The sequence below is a fragment of the Alteromonas sp. 4NS20-0143 genome, assembly GCF_057542855.1.
On sequence record NZ_BAAJLR010000006.1, the window covers coordinates 26888 to 50555 of the forward strand.

21 protein-coding genes are annotated in these 23668 nt (G+C 45.5%); 11 read left to right on the forward strand and 10 right to left on the reverse strand.

Translation table 11 applies throughout. The annotated features are described in order from the left end of the window. Positions 1 to 53 precede the first annotated feature (53 nt). From AC27HD_RS13070 to AC27HD_RS13090, 5 genes are all read right to left on the reverse strand, one after another. Positions 54 to 482 (reverse strand): ACT domain-containing protein, encoded by a 429-nt coding sequence (locus AC27HD_RS13070; RefSeq protein WP_032097740.1) that lies wholly within the window; start codon positions 480 to 482, stop codon positions 54 to 56. A 110-nt stretch (positions 483 to 592) separates the two neighbouring features. Further along, positions 593 to 1972 (reverse strand): ATP-dependent RNA helicase DbpA, encoded by a 1380-nt coding sequence (gene dbpA / locus AC27HD_RS13075; RefSeq protein ID WP_487106411.1) that lies wholly within the window; start codon positions 1970 to 1972, stop codon positions 593 to 595. Between the two features lie 262 nt (positions 1973 to 2234). Further along, positions 2235 to 3284 (reverse strand): dihydroorotase, encoded by a 1050-nt coding sequence (pyrC, locus tag AC27HD_RS13080; protein WP_032097738.1) that lies wholly within the window; start codon positions 3282 to 3284, stop codon positions 2235 to 2237. Between the two features lie 227 nt (positions 3285 to 3511). Then, a complete protein-coding gene (locus tag AC27HD_RS13085; protein WP_487106658.1) occupies positions 3512 to 4072 on the reverse strand; it encodes a PhnA domain-containing protein in 561 nt (186 codons plus the stop codon). Between the two features lie 108 nt (positions 4073 to 4180). After that, the gene (locus tag AC27HD_RS13090; protein WP_487106413.1) at positions 4181 to 4717 is read right to left on the reverse strand and encodes a lipocalin family protein; all 537 of its coding nucleotides are present in this window, start codon (positions 4715 to 4717) and stop codon (positions 4181 to 4183) included. A 271-nt stretch (positions 4718 to 4988) separates the two neighbouring features. Between AC27HD_RS13090 and AC27HD_RS13095 the strand changes: the two genes are divergently transcribed. Both AC27HD_RS13095 and gloA2 read left to right on the forward strand, forming a co-directional pair. Beyond that, the gene (locus AC27HD_RS13095) at positions 4989 to 5939 is read left to right on the forward strand and encodes an aldo/keto reductase (RefSeq protein ID WP_487106660.1); all 951 of its coding nucleotides are present in this window, start codon (positions 4989 to 4991) and stop codon (positions 5937 to 5939) included. Positions 5940 to 6021: 82 nt separating this feature from the next. Further along, the gene (gene gloA2 / locus AC27HD_RS13100; protein WP_032097734.1) at positions 6022 to 6411 is read left to right on the forward strand and encodes an SMU1112c/YaeR family gloxylase I-like metalloprotein; all 390 of its coding nucleotides are present in this window, start codon (positions 6022 to 6024) and stop codon (positions 6409 to 6411) included. Positions 6412 to 6527: 116 nt separating this feature from the next. Here the strand turns inward: gloA2 and AC27HD_RS13105 are convergent, their stop codons facing one another. Beyond that, positions 6528 to 7340 carry a mechanosensitive ion channel family protein gene (locus AC27HD_RS13105; RefSeq protein WP_487106415.1) on the reverse strand — a complete coding sequence of 271 codons (813 nt, stop codon included), beginning with the start codon at positions 7338 to 7340 and terminating at the stop codon, positions 6528 to 6530. 220 nt (positions 7341 to 7560) lie between these two features. Further along, a complete protein-coding gene (locus AC27HD_RS13110) occupies positions 7561 to 8778 on the reverse strand; it encodes an MFS transporter (RefSeq protein ID WP_163106144.1) in 1218 nt (405 codons plus the stop codon). A gap of 293 nt (positions 8779 to 9071) precedes the next feature. Here AC27HD_RS13110 and AC27HD_RS13115 point away from each other — a divergent pair, with 293 nt between their 5' ends. Both AC27HD_RS13115 and AC27HD_RS13120 read left to right on the forward strand, forming a co-directional pair. Next, positions 9072 to 11021, forward strand: a complete 1950-nt coding sequence (locus AC27HD_RS13115) for an alpha-amylase family glycosyl hydrolase (RefSeq protein ID WP_487106417.1) — start codon at positions 9072 to 9074, stop codon at positions 11019 to 11021. Between the two features lie 312 nt (positions 11022 to 11333). Further along, complete coding sequence (locus AC27HD_RS13120) at positions 11334 to 11573, forward strand: hypothetical protein (protein WP_032097731.1); 240 nt, start codon at positions 11334 to 11336, stop codon at positions 11571 to 11573. 140 nt (positions 11574 to 11713) lie between these two features. Here the strand turns inward: AC27HD_RS13120 and folE are convergent, their stop codons facing one another. Beyond that, the gene (gene folE, locus AC27HD_RS13125; RefSeq protein ID WP_032097730.1) at positions 11714 to 12397 is read right to left on the reverse strand and encodes a GTP cyclohydrolase I FolE; all 684 of its coding nucleotides are present in this window, start codon (positions 12395 to 12397) and stop codon (positions 11714 to 11716) included. 164 nt (positions 12398 to 12561) lie between these two features. Here folE and folM point away from each other — a divergent pair, with 164 nt between their 5' ends. The 3 genes from folM (at position 12562) to AC27HD_RS13140 (ending at position 15359) form a co-directional block, all read left to right on the forward strand. Next, positions 12562 to 13269 (forward strand): dihydromonapterin reductase, encoded by a 708-nt coding sequence (folM, locus tag AC27HD_RS13130; RefSeq protein ID WP_487106420.1) that lies wholly within the window; start codon positions 12562 to 12564, stop codon positions 13267 to 13269. Between the two features lie 145 nt (positions 13270 to 13414). Next, a complete protein-coding gene (locus AC27HD_RS13135; RefSeq protein WP_487106422.1) occupies positions 13415 to 14479 on the forward strand; it encodes an agmatine deiminase family protein in 1065 nt (354 codons plus the stop codon). Then, the gene (locus AC27HD_RS13140; protein ID WP_487106424.1) at positions 14466 to 15359 is read left to right on the forward strand and encodes a carbon-nitrogen hydrolase; all 894 of its coding nucleotides are present in this window, start codon (positions 14466 to 14468) and stop codon (positions 15357 to 15359) included. Before AC27HD_RS13135 ends, AC27HD_RS13140 begins: the two co-directional genes overlap by 14 nt. A 105-nt stretch (positions 15360 to 15464) precedes the next feature. On the opposite strand, the gene pdeM is transcribed toward AC27HD_RS13140, so the two are convergent. Beyond that, entirely contained in the window at positions 15465 to 16217 is a 753-nt protein-coding gene (gene pdeM, locus AC27HD_RS13145; RefSeq protein WP_487106426.1) for a ligase-associated DNA damage response endonuclease PdeM, read from the reverse strand. 10 nt (positions 16218 to 16227) lie between these two features. After that, positions 16228 to 18690, reverse strand: coding sequence for a ligase-associated DNA damage response DEXH box helicase (locus tag AC27HD_RS13150; protein ID WP_487106428.1), 2463 nt, complete (start codon positions 18688 to 18690; stop codon positions 16228 to 16230). Between the two features lie 359 nt (positions 18691 to 19049). On the opposite strand from AC27HD_RS13150, the gene AC27HD_RS13155 reads away from it, so the two are divergent. The 4 genes from AC27HD_RS13155 (at position 19050) to AC27HD_RS13170 (ending at position 23530) form a co-directional block, all read left to right on the forward strand. Then, positions 19050 to 19853 (forward strand): UDP-2,3-diacylglucosamine diphosphatase, encoded by an 804-nt coding sequence (locus tag AC27HD_RS13155; protein ID WP_487106662.1) that lies wholly within the window; start codon positions 19050 to 19052, stop codon positions 19851 to 19853. Between the two features lie 43 nt (positions 19854 to 19896). Beyond that, positions 19897 to 20718: a lipase family protein gene (locus AC27HD_RS13160; RefSeq protein ID WP_487106430.1), complete on the forward strand. Its 822-nt coding sequence runs from the start codon at positions 19897 to 19899 to the stop codon at positions 20716 to 20718. Positions 20719 to 20822: 104 nt separating this feature from the next. Beyond that, positions 20823 to 21839 carry a ligase-associated DNA damage response exonuclease gene (locus AC27HD_RS13165; RefSeq protein WP_487106432.1) on the forward strand — a complete coding sequence of 339 codons (1017 nt, stop codon included), beginning with the start codon at positions 20823 to 20825 and terminating at the stop codon, positions 21837 to 21839. After that, the gene (locus tag AC27HD_RS13170; RefSeq protein ID WP_487106434.1) at positions 21839 to 23530 is read left to right on the forward strand and encodes a cisplatin damage response ATP-dependent DNA ligase; all 1692 of its coding nucleotides are present in this window, start codon (positions 21839 to 21841) and stop codon (positions 23528 to 23530) included. Before AC27HD_RS13165 ends, AC27HD_RS13170 begins: the two co-directional genes overlap by 1 nt. Positions 23531 to 23668 lie beyond the last annotated feature (138 nt).

The following is a 23668-nucleotide window of genomic DNA, read 5'->3' on the forward strand; positions in this document are numbered from 1 at the left end:
GCTTTAGTTTTCGCTTACTTTAGTTATGTGAAGCAGAAAACGGACTGTAGCAATTAGCCATCTACAGACTGGCCAGCTGATAGCTCTTTCAGCACTTCAACGGCGCGGGGTGCTTTATCAGACTGCACAAAAATATGGTCATGATGATAAGCGGCAACCACATTGGCACTGATACCAGCGCGGCCCAACGCAGTACTCATCGCTGCCGTCATGCCAACAGCATCGAGACTTGAATGCACTTCACAAGTTATACACTTAAATGGCCCTTCACCTGTGAGTCCATGCTGCGTTGCCAGCTGGCACGCTAAGATAAAGGTTACGCCCTCAGCTTCTTTGAATATGCCTTTTGCCTTGGTCAATAACACACGATGTTTGTCATCTTCAGATTCTTGTTCACTCAACGAAACGAAGATAAACTCATCTGCGCTAACAACCGGAGATAGGTTACTCAATAGCACTCTCAAGTCTTTTTCTGCTGCCATGGTCAGTACCTGTAAGCGTTTATTTTATCTTATTAGATTGCGATTTATTGATAACGATTTTTTGATAACGGTTTTTTGATAACGGTTTTTTTGATAACGATTATGACTTGCTACAGCTTTTTAGCTCTAATGCGCTTGCCCTTTATTTTGCCTTCGCGAAATTGGGTCATTGCACGCTTCACGCTGCGCTGCTTCACTGCGACAAAACTTGCGCTATTTTGTACCGCAATTTTACCTATATCATCACCTGGAATACCTGCATCTTTGGTTAATGCACCAAGGAGGTCGCCAGGGCGAAGCTTTTGTTTCTTACCCGCGCTAAGTGACAGGCAAGTAAACTCTGGCTGGGTAATTTTGTTTTTATGAAAACGAAGGCTCTGCGCGCCTTTAAGCGGGATGTCTTCTTGCTGCAGTACCTCAATTTTTCGTAGCGAGTTCTCTTCATCATCGCTAATTAGCGTAATGGCCATTCCCTCTGCGCCTGCTCGTGCAGTGCGCCCAATTCTGTGAATATGCACTTCTGGCTCTTCACTTACGGTGTAGTTAATGACACACGCGATATCATCAATATCCAGTCCTCTGGCAGCCACATCGGTAGCAACTAAAACCTGCAGTGAATCACTGGCGAACTGCATAAGTACAGCGGTGCGTTCATGCTGTTCCATATCACCTTTTAAGCCTGCTGCACTGAAACCCTCTTCTACAAGCTCCTCTACAACCTCAGCCACCTGAAACTTGCGATTACAAAACACAATGGCATTTTTAGGTTGGTAGTGAGTCAATACGGCTTTTAGGGCTTGAACCCGTGTGTGCTCTAGCACGTTGTAACCAAGCTGCGTAATCGCTGGTTTATTGTCTTGAGATTCCACTTTGCACGACACAGGGTCTCGTAAATACTGATTAGCTACACGCTCAATTTGTTCAGTAAAGGTGGCAGAAAACAACAGTGTCTGTACCTTTGATGACATAGGAGAGAAAATAACGCGCAAGTCATCTTCAAAGCCCATATCCAACATTCTGTCAGCTTCATCAAGTACACGAAAACGCACATTTTTTAGCGTAATTCGACGTTTTTCTACGTGGTCCATAATCCGCCCTGGCGTACCCACGATAATATGCGGACTGTGTTTAAGGGACTGAATTTGCGGCCCCATGGGTTTACCGCCACATAGGGTTGTCACTTTCACATTACCAATTTGCTTTGCCGCCTGCCTAAACTGCTCTGCGACCTGATCTGCTAACTCTCGCGTAGGACATAAGACTAGTGCTTGAGTAGTAAAGTCATTAACATCAATGTTTTCCAGCACAGGAATAACAAAACACAGGGTTTTGCCACTGCCCGTTTGCGCTTGGCCAATAATATCCCTGCCTTGTAAGGCACTAGGTAAAGACTGCGCTTGAATAGGCGACAGTTGGTGAATGCCTTGAGCGTCTAGCGCTTTTACAACTGCGGGGTTTATATCAAGGTCTTTAATCGTTTCAACTGTCATTATTCTATCCAATGGGGAATTCAACGGCCTTCTTTAACGTTTTTACCACTCGCTAGTGGCAGTCTTACTGACCATTGGCGGCAATTAGGAGGTAAAAACGAAAGGCTCATGATAATTTAAAAACACGCGAGCGGTTTTTCAATAACCACTTTCATAACAGCTTCTAAAACAGCTTTTATAACTGCTACTACCACTGTTACCAAGGTCGCGTGTTCAAGTATAAAAAGAAATTGTCGCTATAGCGCAAATATTGCGCTCAGTGCTATGCCGACTGGAAAGCTGATTTAAGCTTCCACTGCAGTGTTTGACCCGCGTAAAACGGTACCATGTCAGTGCCATCAGCTAAGGTTACTTGCTCGGGTACATCCCAATGTTCTTTCACTAAGGTCATCGTTGTTGTGTTGCGAGGCAAACCATAAAAGTCTGCACCATAGTGGCTGGCAAACCCTTCAAGCTTGTCTAGCGCTCCTAGCTGCTCGAACACTTCAGCATATAGCTCTATGGCAGACCATGCGCTGTAGCACCCTGCACAACCACACGCATTCTCTTTTTTGTGTTTGGCATGAGGCGCTGAATCGGTGCCTAGGAAAAACTTCTTGTTTCCGCTGGCTACCATGTCTCTTAGCGCTTTCTGGTGGGTATTTCGCTTTAATACTGGTAAGCAATAATTATGTGGACGCACACCGCCTACTAATAAATCGTTGCGATTAAGCAGTAAATGCTGAGGCGTAATAGTCGCGGCCACAAATTCATTGGACTGCGCCACAAATTCTGCAGCGTCTGCTGTAGTAATATGTTCAAAGACCACTTTTAACTCAGGGAAAGCAGCGGTAATTTGAGTTAAATGGGTATCGATAAACACCTTTTCACGGTCAAAAATATCAATGTGATTTTCTGTCACTTCTCCGTGAATAAGTAGCAGTAAACCCTGCTCTTGCATGGCTTCAAATACGGGATACAAGGCTTTAATACCTTTCACTGCAGCATCTGAGTTAGTGGTGGCACCAGCAGGATAAAGCTTACACGCTGTTACCCCTGCTTTTTTCGCATCGACAATATCTTGTACCGATGTTTCGTTAGTGAGAAACAGTGTCATTAGAGGTTCGAAGCTACTGCCAACAGGACGCGCTGCATCAATACGCGCTTTATATTCCATCGCCATTGCAGCGTTAACCACTGGAGGCACTAAATTAGGCATTACAATGGCGCGCTGAAAACATCGTGCCGTAGCAGGAACAGTTTCAGCCAGCATCTCATTGTCACGGAAGTGAAGATGCCAATCGTCAGGAGTAGTGATGGTTAACGTTTGCATGCCTAATTCTCTCATTACTTTTCAGGGTTTTCGGATTACTGCAATTTACTGCGTACTTAATTTTTCTGTGCACTGGAGTTTTTATTTCACAAAGGCCTCATGGCTCATGGCTCATGGCTCATGGCTCATGGCTCATGGCTCATGGCTCATGGCTCATGGCTCATGGCTCATGGCTCAGCACGATAAGCGCTCTAACGTGCTTTACGCCAGTGGTAAAAATGTATTATCTATGATTTTTTCGTGTATGCCGCAATTATAACAATGCGGGTGCCGTTGACCTTGCCTTCAATATGTAACGGGTTATCACAAAGGCTGATCCCCCTTACTGGTGTACCCCGCTTCGCAGTAAACCCAGCACCTTTAACGTTTAGGTCTTTAACAAGATGTACGTTATCGCCGGTTTCAAGCGCAGTGCCATTACTATCTAGTGTAGCATCCCGCTCTATAAGGCCAGCTTCGGCCCAGGTCTTAGCATCGTCATCGAGATACATCATATCTAGCGCATCTTGCGCCCACGCTTCGGTGTTCAATCGAGACAACAGTCTATAGGCAACCACCTGCACCGCAAGCGTTGTCGACCACATAGCATCGTTAAGGCAGCGCCAGTGCACGGGGTTAAGTTCTGCTTCACCCTCTAACTGAGCACGGCAAGTATCACAGGTTAGAATAGCGCACCCTGCGGTGTCGTCGGGTGATTCAGGTACCATGTAAACCTCAGTACCAGAGGTGGATTTACATAGTTCGCAAGCATTATCAGCTCTGGTTATAACGGCGTCTTGAAGCACAATTTACATCTCAAAAATAAACTGTGTTCAATAATAGCATAAATTGCTCAAGGTGAACTTCAACAGGTCCTTTTAGAGTTACTTTCTAAAGTTGTTGTCTAAAGTTATCCCTTAAAGTGCTGTGTTTTGATCTACCCATATAAGTTTGTCGGTGTCGTAGCCCGTATTTTCAGCAAACGTCATTAGTTCTGCGATAGTGGCATCTGGCAATGTTTTCGTTCTCGCTAACAACCATAAATACTCTCTATCTGGGCCGGTTACTAATGCGTATTGATAATTTTCCTTATCGAGCTTCATCACGATATAGCTTGCGTAAAATGGCCCAAAAAATGACACTTTAAGGTGCGCAGTGGTGGGCTCATCGACAAAATAAGCGGTACCCTCTGCCTCCTCCCATTCACCAGCTTCTTTTGAATACCCGCGGTTGATAACCTTCACGCCATCATCATCTCTCATAGAGTAAGTAGCCGTAACACGGGAAAGCCCTTCTTCGAAACTATGATCATAACGGGCAAGCTCATACCACTGCCCAAGGTACTTATTGAGATTAAAATCGGTGATGGGCTTCACGCCATCGGGCACGCTTGTGCAGCTCGATAGCAGTACACAAAGAAAGGTAACAAGTGTTAGTTTTTGTAGTAAGCGCATACTAATTTCCTGATTTCATACGTATTCATAGCATTGGCGTTAATGCCGTCACTTTATTTATTGATACGTCGCTTTTAAAAGGCCTGCAACAGCGATATTGTAACCGACGCGGCATATTCTATACGTCACAGCTTTTTTGAAGAACACTTTTTTAAAGACACATTTTTTGAAGACAGGATTTAAAAAGCATATTTTGGAGAACGCACTTTTGAAAGGAAACGCTTTGAGTAACGATTTGAGTACCGATTTAAATAAGCATGCTAATAAGGGCATGCAAGCACATTTCCCATCTGCCAGCAGACTCGTATACGGCTGTATGGGCCTAGGCGGTGGCTGGAACAATAACCCGGTAACGTCAGACCACATAAACGAAACACATGCCATTATCAATAAAGCGTTAGAGCTAGACATCAACGTATTTGATCACGCAGACATCTATACGTTTGGAAAAGCAGAGAAAGCCTTCGGTGAGGTGCTAAAAACATCGCCTGCGTTACGGGAAAAGATGATTATCCAATCAAAATGCGCTATTCGTTTTGAAGATAACTTAGGCCCTAAGCGCTACGACTTCTCGGCGAAATGGATAAACACATCGGTGGAGGGAATTCTGTCCCGTCTACATATCGAGCAAATTGATGTGCTTCTTCTTCACCGACCAGACCCACTTATGGAGCTTGATGAGGTGGCTGAATGTGTGGCATCACTTCAACAGCAAGGTAAGATTAAACACATTGGCGTGTCTAATATGAACGGACACCAAATTGCTTACTTACAATCTGCGCTATCGACGCCTATCGTAGCCAATCAGCTCGAAATGAGTTTAGGCTTTAGAGAGTGGATAGAGGACGGCATAACCACCAATAGCACTGCCAATCGCCAAGTTGGCTATGCATCGGGTACAGTTGAACACTGCATGCTAAACAATGTTCAACTGCAAGCATGGGGAAGTATTGCCCAGGGTCGCTACACAGGTGCCACCACGAATAGTGACACTGACAAGAACACCGCAGAACTCGTAAAACGATTAGCGAGTGAGTACGAAACCACTCCAGAAGCTATTGTATTAGGTTGGCTTATGAGGCACCCCGCTAAAATACAGCCTGTGCTTGGCACGACCAATCTTGAAAGACTAGCAGCATGCAAAGAAGCGGATAACTTGACGCTATCGCGTGAGCATTGGTATGCGCTTGTAGAAGCCGCTCGCGGCCAGGAAGTTCCATAACGCTCTTCTGCAGTGGCGTTGCCGTCAACGCCGCTGTACTCCATTACATACTTAGCGCGTTCTTCGCGCATAGGGGTTTGCTATGCTAAACGGGTTTCATCACGTCGCTATTATTTGTAGTGACTACCCGCGTTCAAAACAGTTTTATACAGAGATATTAGGGTTTAGCGTTATAGCGGAAAACTATCGCGAAGCCCGAGATTCCTACAAATGTGACCTTGCACTTGCCGACGGCAGTCAAATTGAATTATTTTCGTTTCCGAGTGCTCCAACTCGACCTTCTAGGCCTGAAGCGCAAGGGTTAAGACACCTCGCGTTTAAAGTAGATGACCTAGATGCAGCCATCCAAAAACTAACGGACAAAGGCGTAGAATGTGAACCTATTCGCGTAGATGAATATACTGACAAGCGCTTTACCTTCTTCCAAGACCCTGACGGCTTGCCGTTAGAACTCTATGAGGTCGCACTCTAACAGTGATGTCCTAAACAATGCGGTTCTGAACAATGTTGTCCTGAGCCGTGCTGTTTTAAACCGCGCAGTTTTAAACAAAAGAACACCGCTTTCTTAAGGTCAGTAGGCCAAAAAAGCTATAGCATTTTAACTTCACGTTGAGGAAAGGGTATTTCTATCTTCGCCTGTTTGAGGGCGTCGAACACGGCTTTATTCAGCGCATACCGAATTTCAAAATGGCGCGTTGAGGGAGCTAACACCCGTATCCCAACATTAATACTGCTATCGCCGAAATTATCTATACCAATAGAGTGCGTCTTGTCTGAAGGAACACCGTCTACCGACTTCACTGCATCTGTCACTACTGCAAGCACGCGGTTTACGTCACTTGAATAGGCTACGCCAACAGACAGTTCAATAAGCATGTTGTCAGCAGAATTATGCAGCACTTCCCCCACAATCAGTTTATTAGGAATTTGAATAGTGACATTATCTTCATCGATAAGCAGGGTGTAAGGCAGCATTACTTGGTCTACCACACCCGAGACGCCCTGCACTCTAATGGTATCGCCAACAACGAAAGGACGCGTAATGATAACGGTAAAGCCCGCCGCATAGTTCGCAAGCATTCCTTGAATAGCGAGTCCAGCACCAAGCCCCACAGCACCTATGGCCGCAATTAACGGCGTAACGCTTATTCCAATATTGCCCAGCGCAATAATGATAACGATGCCGAGAATAACCAGTTTGCTGGCGCCTCCTGTGAAGCGACTTAGCGTAATATCAATATCTCGGCTGATCATCACGCGCTCGACGACGCCACCTATTTTTGCGGATAGCCACCAGCCCACCAAAAAGATAACCAGAGCGCCAAACATCTGGAAACTGTAGGTTACTGCAAATTCTACCAGGGTATCGTAGAGTGCTTGGGCTTGCTTGAGTTCGTCCATAGGTGAAAAAAATACGTCAATAATTGAGATGTTCCGAGGATAAACAACATTGAAACTACATACAATAAAATGAAGACTCTAGAGCGTGTGGGTGACGTGAAGTGTCTGCGCAAATAGAAATGGCCCAAATGAAAACACCCCCAGTTATTGGAATGTCCAATGACTGGGGGTGTTTCATAATATCCATGTTGTCGTTTTGTTGAAGCGCTAGCTTACGGCGTTAATTGCTGTATTCAGACGCTTCAATTTCGGCTAGGCGTTTTTGCGTTGGGTTTTTAACAAAGTTATACACCATGCCGATAAATAAAATAGCGGCAAATGCTGTTGCAACCATAAACCCGTACTTAGCGTCGCCACCGTTAGCATCACTCACCAAACCCATAATAAAGGGTCCAGCTGCTGCACCCGCGGCAGTGAAGAAAAGAATAACTCCCGCAACACTGCCGTGCTGGTGCTTAGGGAAACAGCTTATTCCTTTAGAATTAAAGGTAGGGTAAATAACCGACATGAAAATCCCCGTTAGCGGGAATAAATAGAGCGCTACCTGTTTGCCGCCCATCAGTCCGGCACCAAAGCAAAGTACAATGCCGCCGCTGAATAACATTAATACAAGTGCCCAATTAAAATGCGACATCATCCAGATACCAACAAAGCGACCTGCAGCACGTAAAATGAAAAACGCCGTTACCGAGTAAATCGCTAATGTTTGGCTGAAGCCTTCTGTGTAGCAGTCGTAAGTTGCTCGAAGTGTAGAGGCATCACAAACTAAATAGCTAGGCATCCACACGTATATTGCGCTTTCCGCAGCCACGTATAAAAATGCGCCTACCGAAAAGCCAAAGGCGTAAGGATTCTTTATAAGCGCTAGACTTTGCAGTACTGAAACCTGCTTTACTTTCTCACTTTTTTCACGGGTATAATTTGGGTATTTTACAAATAGTGCACCTACAATTAATACAGTACATACACCACCTGCAATCACATAAAGCCACTGCCACGCCACTCCTTGATGAATTAAGTAAGCGACGATTAACGGCCCTATGATTGCGCCAACGCCAAAGAATGCCTCGGCACCGTTCATCGTTGAAGTATGCTGTTTTGTGGATGAGGAAATATCGCCTATAAGTGCAAGCGCTCCGGTTTTAAATACACCTACAGCGACGCCAGATAGACTCATCAAACTTACAATAAGCAGAAAATCATCAGCAACCAAAAAGCTGTAGCACGCCACACCAAAAATGGCTAAACCCATGATAATAGTTGGCTTTCTACCTATTTTGTCGGCTAAAAAGCCTAAAAATAGGCCTGACAACGCTATGCCCAACATAGGAAGGGAATGCATAAGGCTTGCTTGTGCATTCGTGACAGAGAATGCCACCTTCACTTCCTTTATAATTTCCCCTACCGAATCTGATGTCATGGCGAACATCATAAACATCAGGTAGGTTAACCATCTTATAATTCTGCTATTTTGATCCTGATTGGACATAGTGAGTCTCGCATCAATACTGCTATTAAAGCCTAAAACCAAGCTAATTTATGTTATTCGCCCGTCACTATCTAGACGTACTAGACTATTTGATGAACAAATGTGTAAGTTTATTTGATAAAATAACTTAATCGTTTAAGATAAAAGTTAACAGAATTTAAAATCCCTGTAAACTTGTTAATTCTTATCTTTCTTTTAACGCAACAGAAAAAACGGATTTGCGTAACATTTTGGAGCCACCTATGAACTATGCCGCTGACGTTAGTGTTTGCCTAGACCGCATCTTGGAATCTACCGATCTATCAGGCCTAACGAAGAAGGACGCGACGTTATTCACCCGACGTCTTGAAGCGCATTTTCCTTCGCTCTTCGAAAAATACACTTATGTATATGGCCACCAATACGATTGTTACTACCATTTACAAAATTTAGTAGAAACGTTAAGAGATGGGGTTAAGAAAAGAAAGCCTGCTCTTAAAAAGCTTGATGAAAACAGGCTTAAATCACCGCTATGGTATCGCGACGAAAAACAAGTAGGTTTAGCGTGTTACGTTGACTTAATGGGCCCCACCCTTAACGATCTACACGACCGCATTCCGTACTACAAAGCACTGGGTATTACCTATCTTCACCTAATGCCACTTTACGACGCCCCTGCTGGCGACAGCGATGGTGGCTACGCTGTGTCTGATTATCGCAAGGTGAACCCAACCCTTGGCACCACAGCAGATTTAGAAAAGCTTGCTGACGCTCTGCTCAAAGAGGGAATTAACCTCGTACTCGATTTTGTGTTTAATCACACCTCTGACGAGCATCGCTGGGCAAAGGCAGCGCTTGAGGGTAAAAAGCAATATCAGAACTATTACTATGTGTATGATGATAGAACCATACCCGACCAATATGAAACCACGCTCAGGGAAATATTCCCTCAGGTTCGTCGAGGAAGTTTTACCTTCAACGAGCAAATGCAAAAATGGGTGTGGACTACATTTAACAGCTTTCAATGGGATTTGAATTACAGTAATCCAGAAGTATTTAATGCCATTACATCTGAAATGCTGTTTTTAGCTAATATAGGCTCTGCAGCCCTTCGCCTAGATGCCCTTGCATTTATTTGGAAGGAAATGGGGACTAACTGCGAAAACCAAGACAAGGCCCACGTTTTAATTCAAGCGTTTAATTGCTGTTTAGAAATAGCGGCACCTGCGGTGGTATTTAAATCTGAAGCGATTGTGCACCCCGATGAAGTCAACAAATACATTGGCGAAGACGAATGTAAGTTGTCTTATAACCCACTTCTTATGGCGCTGCTTTGGAATAGCCTAGCAACCAGAAAAACGAGACTACTGACTCGCTCAATGCAAAAGAGCTTTGCTATTTCTGATAATTGCACTTGGGTGAATTATGTTCGCTGCCATGATGATATTGGATGGACCTTCGACGATGATGTGGCACAGGAGCTTGGTATTAACGGCAATGATCACCGCTTTTTCTTAAACCAATTCTTTACCGGACGCTTTGAAGGCAGCTTTGCTAACGGCGTGCCGTTTGCAGAAAATCCATCGAATGGCGATTGTCGCGTTTGTGGGTCTCTCGCGTCTCTGTGTGGACTGGAAAGTGCTCTACAAAATAATGATGCGAAGGGTATTGAGGAAGCAGTCAACCGTATGTTGTTACTTTACGGCATTACATTCAGTATTGGTGGTATACCGCTTTTGTACTCAAGTGATGAGATTGCAAAGCTTAATGACTACAGCTATCGCGATGACGTGACCAAGCAACACGACGACCGCTGGGTAAATAGAATAGCCGTTACCCCTGAAGACACTGCACTGGCCATGGAAAAAGTACAGCGTACGCTAAGTCCTCAAGAAGATGCGAGCTTAAAGGTATTTAAAGGCCTTCAGCACATGTTGGCAATTCGCAAAACCCACGCTGTATTTGGTAAGGCGCGCACCTACATTTTAGAAGCTAGCAATCACCACTGTTTTGCATTCTTAAGAGAAAATGAAAACGGCGAAAAATTATTAGTAATAAGTAACTTCAGCGAACACGTACAGCAAGTTGATGGTGAGATACTAAGAACGCTAAACGGCACATCGTGTAAAGACTTACTATCTGACAGCACCTTTAAAGGCGATGAGACGGTAGTCACACTTCGTCCTTTCCAACAGTTTTGGATTACGCAATAAAAAGTATTTTTACTTTATTCGCCGCATTAACTGACATTGAGCGTACAATAAGGGCGCAGCAGTCATCGCTGCTGCGCTTTTATTATTATACATAGCAAACACTTACCTTTTTTTAATGACTTTTTAAGGCAAATATTACCAATACCACTATACTTTAGTTCAGTGAGAGCCTTAGTTTAGCGACGTTGCGCTAGGAAGCGCCACCGTCAAAATAGCTTTTCACTTTTAAGCTTTTGAAGATTGATACATCACGCAATTTTTGTGCCTCGGGAAACTGAGCACGCAACGGAAATATCACGCAAAGCGTGAAATATGGACATCATTATGGGGAAAGAAAAAATTATGCATGGCGAAAGCGGATTGGAATATATGTGCCCACATTGTGGGGCAACGAACACGGTTCAAATTGGTATACTCAAAGACATGTATACCGAACAATTTGATTCCTGCAGTGGCTGTAAAAAACACCTGAGTTTAACACCTGCTGACGGCGTTGGCGGAAAGATAAACTTGGTCATTGACGCCTTAGACCCCGATTTTCGAGCTCGATAAATTCAAAACTGTATTCATAGTATAATTATGAAAAAAGCCGCGTAGTTAACGCTCCTATAGAGCAATGACTACGCGGCTTTTTGTATTATTTATGGGTGTTGCTGATAAAACTAGTGCTGAAACCTGGCTTTAAAAGCTCGCTATGAAAAGAAGCTGCGTTTCAAGTCTTTATCAGTAAGAAACTCACCGCCTAGCGCCGACGTTTTAGTATACGAGTTTGTATCCTTAATGCCTCTCGCTTTCACGCAATAATGCGTAGCGTTAATAGACACTGCCACATCATCTGTTCTCGCTAGCGTTTGTATAGCCACGAGTACCTGTTGTGTTAATCGTTCTTGTACCTGGGGGCGCTGGGCAAAAAAGCTAACAAGACGATTTATTTTGGACAAACCGATAACAGTATCTTTTGGTATGTACGACACTGTCGCAGTTCCGTCGATAGTCACAAAATGATGCTCGCAGGTGCTGGTTAGACTAATGTCAGACACTTGTACAGGCTGGTCAATCTGCATCTTGTTTTCAATGGCAGTGATTTTAGGGAATTTCCTATAATCTAAGCCACCAAAAATTTCATTCACATACATTTTTGCAATGCGCGTAGGCGTGTCGCACAAGCTGTCGTCCGTCAAATCTAGACCTAGCGTTTCCATTACGTCGCGCATGGCACTGGCAATACGCGTGCGCTTTTGCTCATCGCTTAGGCCATTAGGCACCATGGGCGTTTCTAAGCCTTTCGCTTCTAATACGTTTCGAACACGCTGCGCTGATTCAGATATAGAGGGATCGAGTGCGTCGCGCACAATTACCGCTTCTTTTGCTAACATTGGATTATCCGTATATGACTTCTTTTTTTAACTTCTACGCACATCAATGCGTTACAGATCGACTAGGCTAGTAAATGACTTTTTTTTAATATAGTTGCCAAGTTATGTACCAATGGCACACTATTTACGTATTCCCTTACATATTAACTATTTAGGAAAACACATTGGCCTCACCTATACTTATTACAGGCGCTAGTCAGCGATTAGGACTGGCTATGGCAGACAGCTTGCTCGAAGAGGGTAATGCCGTTGTCGTAACCTACAGAACACTGCGACCCACAATAGAAAAACTCAAAGACAAGGGCGCAACCGCTATATACGCAGATTTTAGCACTGAGCAGGCTATTGATCGAGCAATTGATGATATTAAGGCAGCAAGCGAAAGCTATCGCGCAATCATTCACAACGCCTCCGATTGGGCACAAGAAAAAGACCATGACGATAAGCACAGCTTGTTTAACCGCATGATGAATGTTCATGCTCTCGCACCCTACCGTATCAATCTCGCCTTAGCCCATTCGCTTTCAAATCAAGATGGTTTTAGCGACATTATTCACATGACAGATTATGTACAGGATACGGGCAGTGAAAAACATATGGCCTATGCGGCCAGCAAAGCAGCTTTGCACAACTTAACGCTCTCTTTTGCAAAAAAACTGGCTCCCCACGTAAAGGTAAATAGCATTGCCCCTGCCCTTCTCATGTTTAATGAAGGTGATGACGACACTTATAAACAAAAAGCATTGAAGAAATCGTTACTTGAGACAGTGCCTGGCGCTCAAGAAGCAGTAAAGGCTATGCACTATCTGCTGAACAGCGACTACATTACAGGGCAAACCCTGCACTTAAACGGTGGTAGGCACTTAAAATGATGTAAAGGCTCAGAATAACGAGAAAAATAGTGGGTTAGATGCTTTTTGTAACATGTAGCCAACGCCGTAAATTTATTAGACGGAGTGTTGGTAGGACTGCACGGTACAGTTATACTTAGCCTTTCACTGTTTACTTGGATGAACTATGCAGGGCACACGCACTATGGCGCCAGAATGGCATGATGCAGACGCTATCATGCTGGCATGGCCTCATGCCCAGACTGACTGGGCACTATGGCTTGAAGAAGCCAGGGACACCTATCTCAACGTCATAACTGCAATAAACCGATATAATGCAGGGGTAATACTACTTTGTGCACCCGCCGATATCGACGACCTCACGGCGCGCCTTGCATCTGATGCAAAGGTACTAATTGTACCTGCCACATATAACGACACCTGGATGCGGGATTATGGGTTTATAACCTGCTTAGATAGCGACAAAAACGGCTCGCCGGTGGAATTTCGCTTTAACGGCTGGGGCAACAAATTTAACGCTGAAGACGACAATCTTGCCAATCAGCGATACCTGGCCGCTCTGTGTAAATCAGTATTGAGAAGCAGCCCTATTGTTGCCGAAGGCGGCGCACTTGAAATTGACGATCAAGGGCATTTGCTAACCACTGCACAATGTTTGTTAAACCCAAAACGCAATGGCGATATGCCGTTGTCTTCTTATGCTGATGCGTTCAGCGATATATTGGGGTGTAGCAAGGTTACCGTATTACAACACGGACATCTTGAAGGTGATGACACCGACGGTCACGTTGATACGTTGGTGCGATTTACGCCTAATACAGGCCTAGTCATTCAAGCGTGTGATAATCGCCCTGATGACAGTCACTTTGAAGGGTTGAAGGCACTTTGCGAAGAATGCGCCTGTGCACTTCCAGAGCATCAGCAGTACCGCCTACCGCTACCGCTCATCAACAACGAGGACGGCGATAGATTACCCGCCTCTTATGCTAACTATCTCATTTGCAACGGCGCTATTTTGCTCCCTATTTACGGGCAAGACGAAGACAGGGAAGCGATTAATGTTATTCAAAAGGCGTTTCCAAATTACATTGTTGAACCAATTGATTGTCGTGTACTCGTAAAGCAATACGGCAGTTTGCACTGCATTTCTATGCAAGTGCCAAAAAATACGTTGAAAGACGACATCATTGAGTCATTAAGGAAAGGAGTATCACTACATGCCCCCAAATAAGTTAAAAGTGGGCCTTGTGCAGCAGGCTGTAAGCGATAACGACAAAGCGACAAATTGGAACAAAAGTGCTGAGCAAGTGGCTAAACTTGCCGAGCAAGGTTGTGAATGCATTTTGCTACAAGAGCTGCACAGCACCTTATACTTTTGCCAGCAAGAAGACACCGACGCCTTTGATTTAGCAGAGCCAATTCCAGGACCGGCGACGGACTTTTTTGGTGAGCTCGCTGAAAAACACAACATCGTTTTGGTTACCTCTCTTTTTGAAAAGCGTGGCTCAGGGCTTTATCACAACACCGCGGTCGTTTTTGATAGAAGTAGGGAGATTGCCGGGAAATATCGCAAGATGCATATCCCTGATGACCCGGGTTTTTACGAGAAGTTTTACTTCACGCCGGGCGACACCGGCTTTGAACCCATACAAACGAGTGTTGGAAAGTTGGGTGTACTTGTGTGTTGGGATCAATGGTATCCAGAAGCGGCCCGTCTTATGGCTATGGCCGGTGCAGACTTGTTGTTTTATCCCACCGCAATTGGCTGGGATGTGAACGACACTTCCGAGGAGCGCACCCGTCAACATGGCGCGTGGGAAACCATTCAGCGCTCGCATGCTGTGGCTAACTCAGTTCCGGTTATCGTAGCGAACCGTACTGGCTTTGAAGCGTCACCTGTTGAAGGCGACCCAGGTATTCAGTTCTGGGGGCAGAGCTTTGTAGCAGGCCCGCAGGGTGAAATACTGGCAAAGGCCGATGCAGAGGGTGAAACTACACTATCAGTCGAGCTTGATATGGAACGTACCGAGCAGGTTAAGCGTATTTGGCCTTACTTCCGTGACCGTCGCATAGATGCCTATGATGACCTAACAAGACGCTGGCGCGACTAACCCAAACATAATGGGGGTCAGAGTGCATTTTTTCTGAGCGGAAGCAGCTTCTAAATTGTAATCTGACCCCATTTTTGCTGAGTTTTAAATGCGATGCTTTAAACGCTATGTTTTAAAAATAATACCGTCGTACATCATAAACGTATTCCTTTCGTTTTTTGCCAGCAGTGCCAGCATCACCTCATCCTCGATGTCTAGGCCGCCGGTGAATTGACCAAAGGCTGGCATAACAAATAGCTTACTCGTTGATATAAAGCACTTTCCCGAGTAGCGTCTGCGTGAGATTGCGGTTCGCATTTTAGGGTGAAAATGACCAATAATTTGCGCCCTACTGCCAGTTTTTGTGCTGCTTTCTAAACTATTTTCTAAACCAGCTTCGGGCTCATGACGAAACACCACATCATAAGCTCCCTCTTTGTTAAGATGTATCTCCTCACAAGCTTCACCAGGGATACCCTCTGGCAAGTCAGGATCGTGATTGCCCTCTACCCAGCTCCACTGCGTCACTTGCGATACTAAATTACATAGAAAGACGCGGTCTTCAGCTGTCATTCGAGCCATGCTGTGCTTATCGTGAAAACTATCGCCTAAACTAATGACTCTTGCCGGCTGATAGTCTTGAATAATACGCGCTAGGCGCTTAAGAGTTGCTTGCGAATCTACACTTGGCAGCGGGTTACCATAACTTCGTAAGTAACTTCCCTTTTCCAAATGCAAATCTGACACCACCAGCCAATCAAGCGCCGGCAAATACGCCACGCCTCTCGCATCTAGCACCCACAGAAGCCCTGCAAATTTGGTTATACTGAGTTTTCTTTTTGCTAACTGAGTCGTTAGCCAACTGTCGCTGATTGCCAATGAATACCTATTATTGTGTTTGCGAAAGCAGTGCGCGTACGTCTTCTAGCATGTTTTCAGCCTCAGCGTACAAATCTGCTTGCTCTATAATTGCCTGAGCCCCTGCGCCTTTTATTTGTTCACTACGAACATTCAGCACAATGGGAATAGCCATGGGAGACACTTTTTCTAAATTGACCAAGGTCGCGCTATCAACATAGCGAATAAGTAAGTTTGCCAGCCTGGATAAATCTAGCAACTCTCGCTCTGCGTCCTCTCTCGCCACTTTTAATAAAATATGGTCAGGGTCGTGCTCACGCAAGGTGTCGTAAATTAAATCTGTCGAAAACGTTACCTGCTTCATGGTTTTTTGACTGGCGTGATAGCGCTGCTCTGTGAGCCCGCTCACCACAGCAACCTGGCGAAACGACCGTTTTAGCATAGGTGCCTGCAGCATCCAGTCTTCTAATTCGTCGCCCAATATATCGGGCTGGAACAAGCGCTGAAGCTGCTGCTGTGTAATTGGGTTCACCGACGCTATTGATAGCCCGTAGTCAGTAACGCTAAAGCTAAGGGGTTTAATACTCATCTTTTCCATACGACGGGTTAACAACATGCCAAGGGTTTGGTTAGCCTTTCGTCCGTCGAAGGTGTAATACAATGTGTAATACGCTTGTCGAAATGGAAATTGCTCTACCAATACATTACCGGGCTTAGGCAGTTGAGAGAAAGCCTCTTGCAGGGTTAACCATTCTTGAACTTGTTTAGGCAGTGCTTTCCACTTCGAGCTATCAGCTAAAATCCCTCTCACGCCATCGGCTAAATACGTAGACAACGGCATTTGCCCGCCACCGTAACTCGGTATTTTAGGCTCTTTTGCCTTGGCAGGCTTCGCGTGAAGCTGCATGTCTCTTATTGCTTCGTATTTCAGTATTTCACCGGCAAAGTAGAATGTATCACCTGGGGTAAGCTGCTGAGCAAAATACTCCTCCACTTCACCAATAATTTTGCCCTGATTACCACGGCGTATTCGTTTAACTTTAAGACGGCCAGATTCCACAATCGTGCCAATATTTTGCCTGTGCCGCTGGATCACCCGCCGATTCGCTGGGGCAAACGTACCGTCGTCGTTCTCTAATAACCGCTGATAGCGCTCGTAGGCATTAAGGGCACTGCCGCCATCTAATGTAAACTGCCATAGTTTATCAAAATCGCTTCTGTCTAACCCTTGATAAGGGGTGGCGTTAAGAATTTGCTGGTACAAGGTGTCAGGTTTATCAGCCTGACTGCACAAACAGTTCAAAATAAACTGGGGAATAATATCCAGCGCCCCCGAGTGCGGGGCATCGCCATCTAACTCACCTTTGTTAATAGCATCTATTGCAGCCTGACATTCTAGCGCTTCAAAGCGATTCGCAGGAACTAGCAGCGCTTCACTAGGTTCATCTAGTCGGTGATTTGCTCGCCCAATACGCTGCAATAATCGGCTTACCCCTTTCGGCGCCCCCACTTGTATTACCTTATCCACATCGCCCCAGTCTATGCCCAGCTCTAAGGCGGATGTACACACTACAGCGCGAAGCATACCGCTTGCCATCATAGCTTCGGTTTTGCGACGTTGCTCTTTGCTTAAACTGCCGTGGTAAAGGGCAATAGGCAGTGCCAGTTTGTTGGCTTCCCACAGCATTTGAAACAGCAATTCCGACTGCGCTCGGGTATTAACAAACACCAGCGTGGTTTTCGCTTTTTCTATTGCCTGATAAATATCATCAATGGCATAGCGCGCCATAAACCCACCAAAGGGCATTCGTGCTTTTGAATGCAGCATTTCTACTTTGGGCTTCTCACCTGCCTTTACTTTAACAATATTGGCTGTACTGTCGCTCCCTGCTAGCCAGGCGCCAAGTGTTTCAGGGAAGGCCACGGTGGCTGATAGACCAATACGCTGCATGGCTGGCGATAAAATAGATAGCCGGGCTAACGCTAATGACAAGAAGTCCCCACGTTTATTTGCCATTAAGCTGTGGGTTTCATCTATGATCACCCGCTTCAGGTTGCCAAATAGTTTATCCGCATCAGCATAGCTCAGCATTAACATCAGCGATTCAGGCGTGGTCAATAGTATATGCGGGGGCTTTTTACGCTGGCGCTGACGTTTGTGGGAAGGTGTATCTCCGGTTCGCGTTTCTGCGCTAATACCCAACCCCATTTCTTCAATAGGCTGCAGCAAGTTGCGATGGATATCCTGGGTGAGCGCTTTTAGGGGAGAGATGTATAAGGTGTGCAGCCCCGTGAAGTTTGACGTGCTCAGCAACGCATCTAACTCTACTAGACTCGGTAGAAAGCCTGATAATGTTTTTCCCGCTCCTGTGGGTGCAATAAGCAAGGTGCAGTCATGCTGGTCTTTTTCAACAAGCATATCCCGCTGATAATCGCGAAGCTGCCACCCTTTCTTTTTAAACCACTTGGCAAATACAGGAGGTACTGATTTCATTAATTAACTTACTTCCATTTTTTACTCGTTATACGCAGGTTACCCAGTTAGGTTTATTTGCACGGGCTAACTTCCTCAATCCTCATGCACTTTCGCGTTCTTGCAAACAAAAGAAGGCATTTAAACGAAAGCATTTAAATAAAAGTACTTTAACGAGAGAGCTCTCACCTTACTGTTGTAGGCGACTGTTGTAACGAGCTGTTGTAACGAACTGCTGTCGCGGCCTGCTGTCCTCCATTGATGCAGTGCCCTCACTTCAGAACAGCACCGTAACGATATCGTCATGAAGGTGTCAATTAACTGTCAAGTTGATTGGTTAGGGTATGCCCACACCAAATGATTATTTGAGCATTTCAATGATTAAGGCTCCTCACTTCAGAAGCGTTTTTATCTCAGATACACACCTTGGCAACAAAGACTGCAAAGCAGAATTTCTTCTTCACTTTCTCAACAATATGACCTGCGACAGGCTTTACCTAGTGGGCGATATTGTAGACATGTGGTCGATGAGCAAACAGTTTCGTTGGCCAGATGCGCACAATGAAGTGATACATAAAGTTATCCAGCTTAGTCATGAATCTACAAAAGTCATCTTTCTGCCGGGCAATCACGATGCCCCCTTACAAAAGTATTCAGGAATGCAGTTTGGCGATATAGAGATAAAGCGCCAGTACGTGCATGAAACCGCAGCGAACAAGCGCTACTTGGTGTTGCATGGCGATCAATGTGATGGCGATGTGACTTTAGGCCGCTTTCACGCCTGGATTGGCGATAAGGCCTATGATGCGCTGCTATTTGCAAACCGTTGGTTTAACCTGCTGCGAAGCTGGAGAAAACAAAGCTATTGGTCGTTAGCAGGCTACATTAAGCAGCGAGTGAAAGGCGCAAATAAGGCCATAGCACGGTACAAAAACGCTACTACTAAGCGGGCAAAAGAACTACAGCTTGACGGCGTCATTTGCGGCCACATTCACCACCCGGAGTCAGATACGGTGAATGGAATTCATTATGTGAACGACGGCGATTGGATAGAAAATTGCTCTGCGCTAGTTGAAGACAACGCCGGAAACTTGCAGCTAATAGACTGGGTTGTGTATACCAAACAAGAAACGGTGTCTGAATTAGACCTTAGACACCTTGATTCGAAAAATAAGGCGGCGTAATACGTACGTCAACCAAATGAATGCATGTGAAAGACATTAGCCATTGAAGAAACTTAAGCGGTATCAGTACGAACGCTATGCCGTACTGTGTAAGTTGGCATATCCGAAAGAATTTGACTATTCATCACTGGGCTTTTCAGCCCATGAGCACCATGCTGTGTGCGATTCACGGGGCACCGTAGTGGCACGCATTCTCTGCCGCCCAAAGAAAAAAGAAGTTATCGTGCTGTTTAGGGGCACCCAATCTATTCGAGATTGGTTACTCAACTTTTGTATTTTCCCAAGTAAAGCAAAGGGAAACTTTAAAGATAAGTCAAAGCACAACGGCTATGTTCATTTTGGTTATCAGCTTCTGCTCAATCAAAAAAGTCAGACTACTATCTCCTTGCCTGCTGACAATAAAAAAACCAGCGCAACGCTCAGTATATATGAAGATATCGAAGCCAAATTGGCACCACTTATTTGCGCGGGCAAGCGCATAACATTTACTGGGCATTCTTCCGGCGGTGCCATGGCGGTGCTAGCAGCGCAGCGCCTTGAATTGGCATTTCCTAAAAGTGTGCGCCGCGTTGTCACCTTTGGTCAACCTTCTACCAGCTATCGTCGATTCTTTAAGCATTACTTACTTCATCACCGCACATTTAGAGTTGTTTGTGACCTAGATATCGTCACCTTCCTCCCACCTATTCCGGGGTTGTTTAAACACCTGGGACGCTCGCTTTGGTTACATAACGAGCGTGTTTACGACAACGCCAAGCCTATATGGCGGCTATATCGGGTTATTTCTCAGTGGCTGATTTCCCCCATCTCATATCACTACATGCATAAATACATTCGCAACAAAGACTTCTTTGATAAACATTAGGGCCTGTTGGGCGAAGTAAAAACTTGAGCTGTGCAGGCTAAGTGGTCGCTTTATCTTTTCTGTCGTATGTACATTTATTGCAAATACAGAGGGAAACGCTGCCTGTGCATCCATCAACATGGTTAAAAACTGATAATACTGGCTTGTACTGCGAACCGGGTGGGTTTTACATCGACCCCATGACCGAAGTAGACACAGCGTTAGTGACTCACGGCCATGCTGATCATGCGCGGGCAGGACACCATACGGTATATGCCAGCGTAGAAACCCTAGCCATTATGCAAACTCGCTACGGCGAGGATATGGCCGAAAAACAACACACTGTAGCATTAGGTGAAAAGCTCACCTTTAATGGTGTGACGGTAACCTTTTATCCCGCGGGCCATATATTAGGCTCTACGCAAATACTCTTAGAATACGGTGGCTATAGCGTGGTGGTATCTGGCGATTATAAACGACGTCACGACCCCACCTGCCCGCCTTTTCAGGTGGTACCTTGCGATGTGCTTATTACCGAGGCTACTTTTGGACTGCCTGTTTTCGAACACCCACCCATTGAGAACGAAATAGAGAAATTGCTTCACTCACTGCGGGTATTCCCCACTCGGTGTCACTTGGTAGGCGCCTATGCCTTAGGCAAGTGCCAACGTTTAATTATTGCGCTTAGAGAGGCAGGCTACCACAAGCCTATTTATCTGCATGGCGCTCAATTGAAGTTATGCGATTTATACCAACAGTTTGATATTGACCTTGGCGAACTTATTCCCGTCTCGCAGGTTGACGATAAAAAAGAGCTCGCGGGAGAAATTGTGATTGCTCCGCCTTCTGCATTGGCAGATAGATGGTCGCGAAGTCTTCCTAATGTGCGCACGGTGATGGCATCGGGCTGGATGCAAATTCGCGCCCGCGCGAAGCAGCGAAATGCCGAACTCCCTCTTATTATTTCCGACCATTGTGATTGGCCTGAACTACTTAGAACTATCGAGGAAGTCAACCCGAAAGAGGTGTGGGTGACTCACGGAAGAGAAGATGCGCTGATGTATCAAGCTGAAAAGATGGGGTTTAAAGCCCGAGCATTGTCATTGGTGGGCTATGACGAGGAAGAACAAGGAGGTGATTAATGGAGGCGTTTAGTAACCTGTTAGAGCAGCTGTACTTTACCGCTGGAACGAAAGCAAAAGCGCAGCTTATTGCAGACTATATTGAAAATACGCCAGACCCAGATAGAGGCTGGGCTATTGCGGCCATGGCAGGCACCCTGCGATTTGACTTTTTTAAACGCAATACCGTGAAAAAATTGATTACCGAGCATACCGACCCCGCCCTATTTGCGATGAGTTACGATTATGTGGGTGAAGTGAGTGAAACCGTTGCGCATCTATGGCCGTTCAATAGCCCTGTGTCACCCTTACCGTCTCTGCATAGTATTGTAGATACTTTTGCTACTGTATCTAAACAAAAAGTGTCTGCAACGCTGGCCGAATACTTAACCATGATGACACCGTCCCAGCGCTGGGCACTGCTGAAATTAGGCACTAGAGGGCTGCGCATTGGCGTATCAGCACGCTCAATAAAGCAAATATTGGCTGACTACGGCAACAAAGATATTAAAGAGATAGAAACCTTATGGCACGCTGTAAACCCACCGTATACCGAGCTTCTTCAGTGGTTAGAAGGGAAGGCTGACAAGCCTGATATAGAAAATGCCGTCACGTTTCATCCCGTCATGCTTTCTCACCCCATTGAAGACAATGATATCGACACCTTTGATGCCAACGTTTGGCAAATTGAAAATAAGTACGATGGAATTCGCGTACAGCTTGCGGTGAGTACCGAGCTTGCTGGTAAGGATAAAGAAAGTGAAAAGCTCGCAACCAATTCCGCTGATGAACAAGAGCGCGAAAAGGCGCTGTTCTCTAGAACTGGCGACGATATCAGTCACTCATTCCCTGATTTATTGGACGCAATGAGCGGAAATATGGTGCTCGATGGCGAGCTACTGGTTATTCACAATACCGAGGAGGCTACCGCCAGTCCATCAGATATGACCAGCAGTTCGTCTACATCAGAACCTATCGTTGATACGTTTAATGCGCTGCAGCAAAGACTTAACAAGAAAAAGCCAACCAAACCCTTAATGCAGTCAAACCCGGTCGGGCTTATTGTTTACGATGCCCTTGTACTAGAGGGCGAGAAGCTGACTTCTCTAACGCTGGAGGTTAGGCGTAAAAAATTAGCCTCTTGGTTTGAGCAAAAGAAGCCGCCTCGGCTATTTTTATCTAACACCTTACGTGCATCATCGCCCGAAAGTTTGCGCGCCCTTCATAACACGGTTTGCGACAACAGATCGGTTGAAGGGCTAATGATTAAACGACTCGACAGTACATATGTGCCCGGTCGACCTAAAGGCCAGTGGTATAAGTGGAAACGAGACCCTTTAGTAGTAGATGCGGTGATCATGTACGCGCAACGAGGACACGGAAAACGTTCAAGCTTTTATTCAGACTTTACTTTTGGCGCATGGGAAGGCGAGCAATTACTGCCTATTGGCAAAGCTTATTCAGGGTTTACCGACGAAGAATTGAAAAAATTAGATAATTGGGTGCGACGCAATGCGGTTGGCCGGTTTGGTCCGGTAAGAGAAGTGAAAAAAGAGCTGGTTTTCGAAGTCGCTTTTGATGCAGTGCACCCTTCCAGTCGTCATAAGTCGGGAGTGGCCCTTCGCTTCCCGCGAATTCATCGGATACGCTGGGACAAACCTGCGAATGAAGCAGATACCTTAGACGCGCTAAAACAACTGATAGAGCGTTAATTAAAAGAGCCTGTTACGTAGTAGCGTAACAGGCTCTTTGTTGCGTTGCTTGGCGCTTTACATATTCTGCGCTTAGCTCATTTAGCGCTTCGCTCATTTAGCGCTTCGCTTGTTTAACGCTCAGCTTGTCTATCGGCT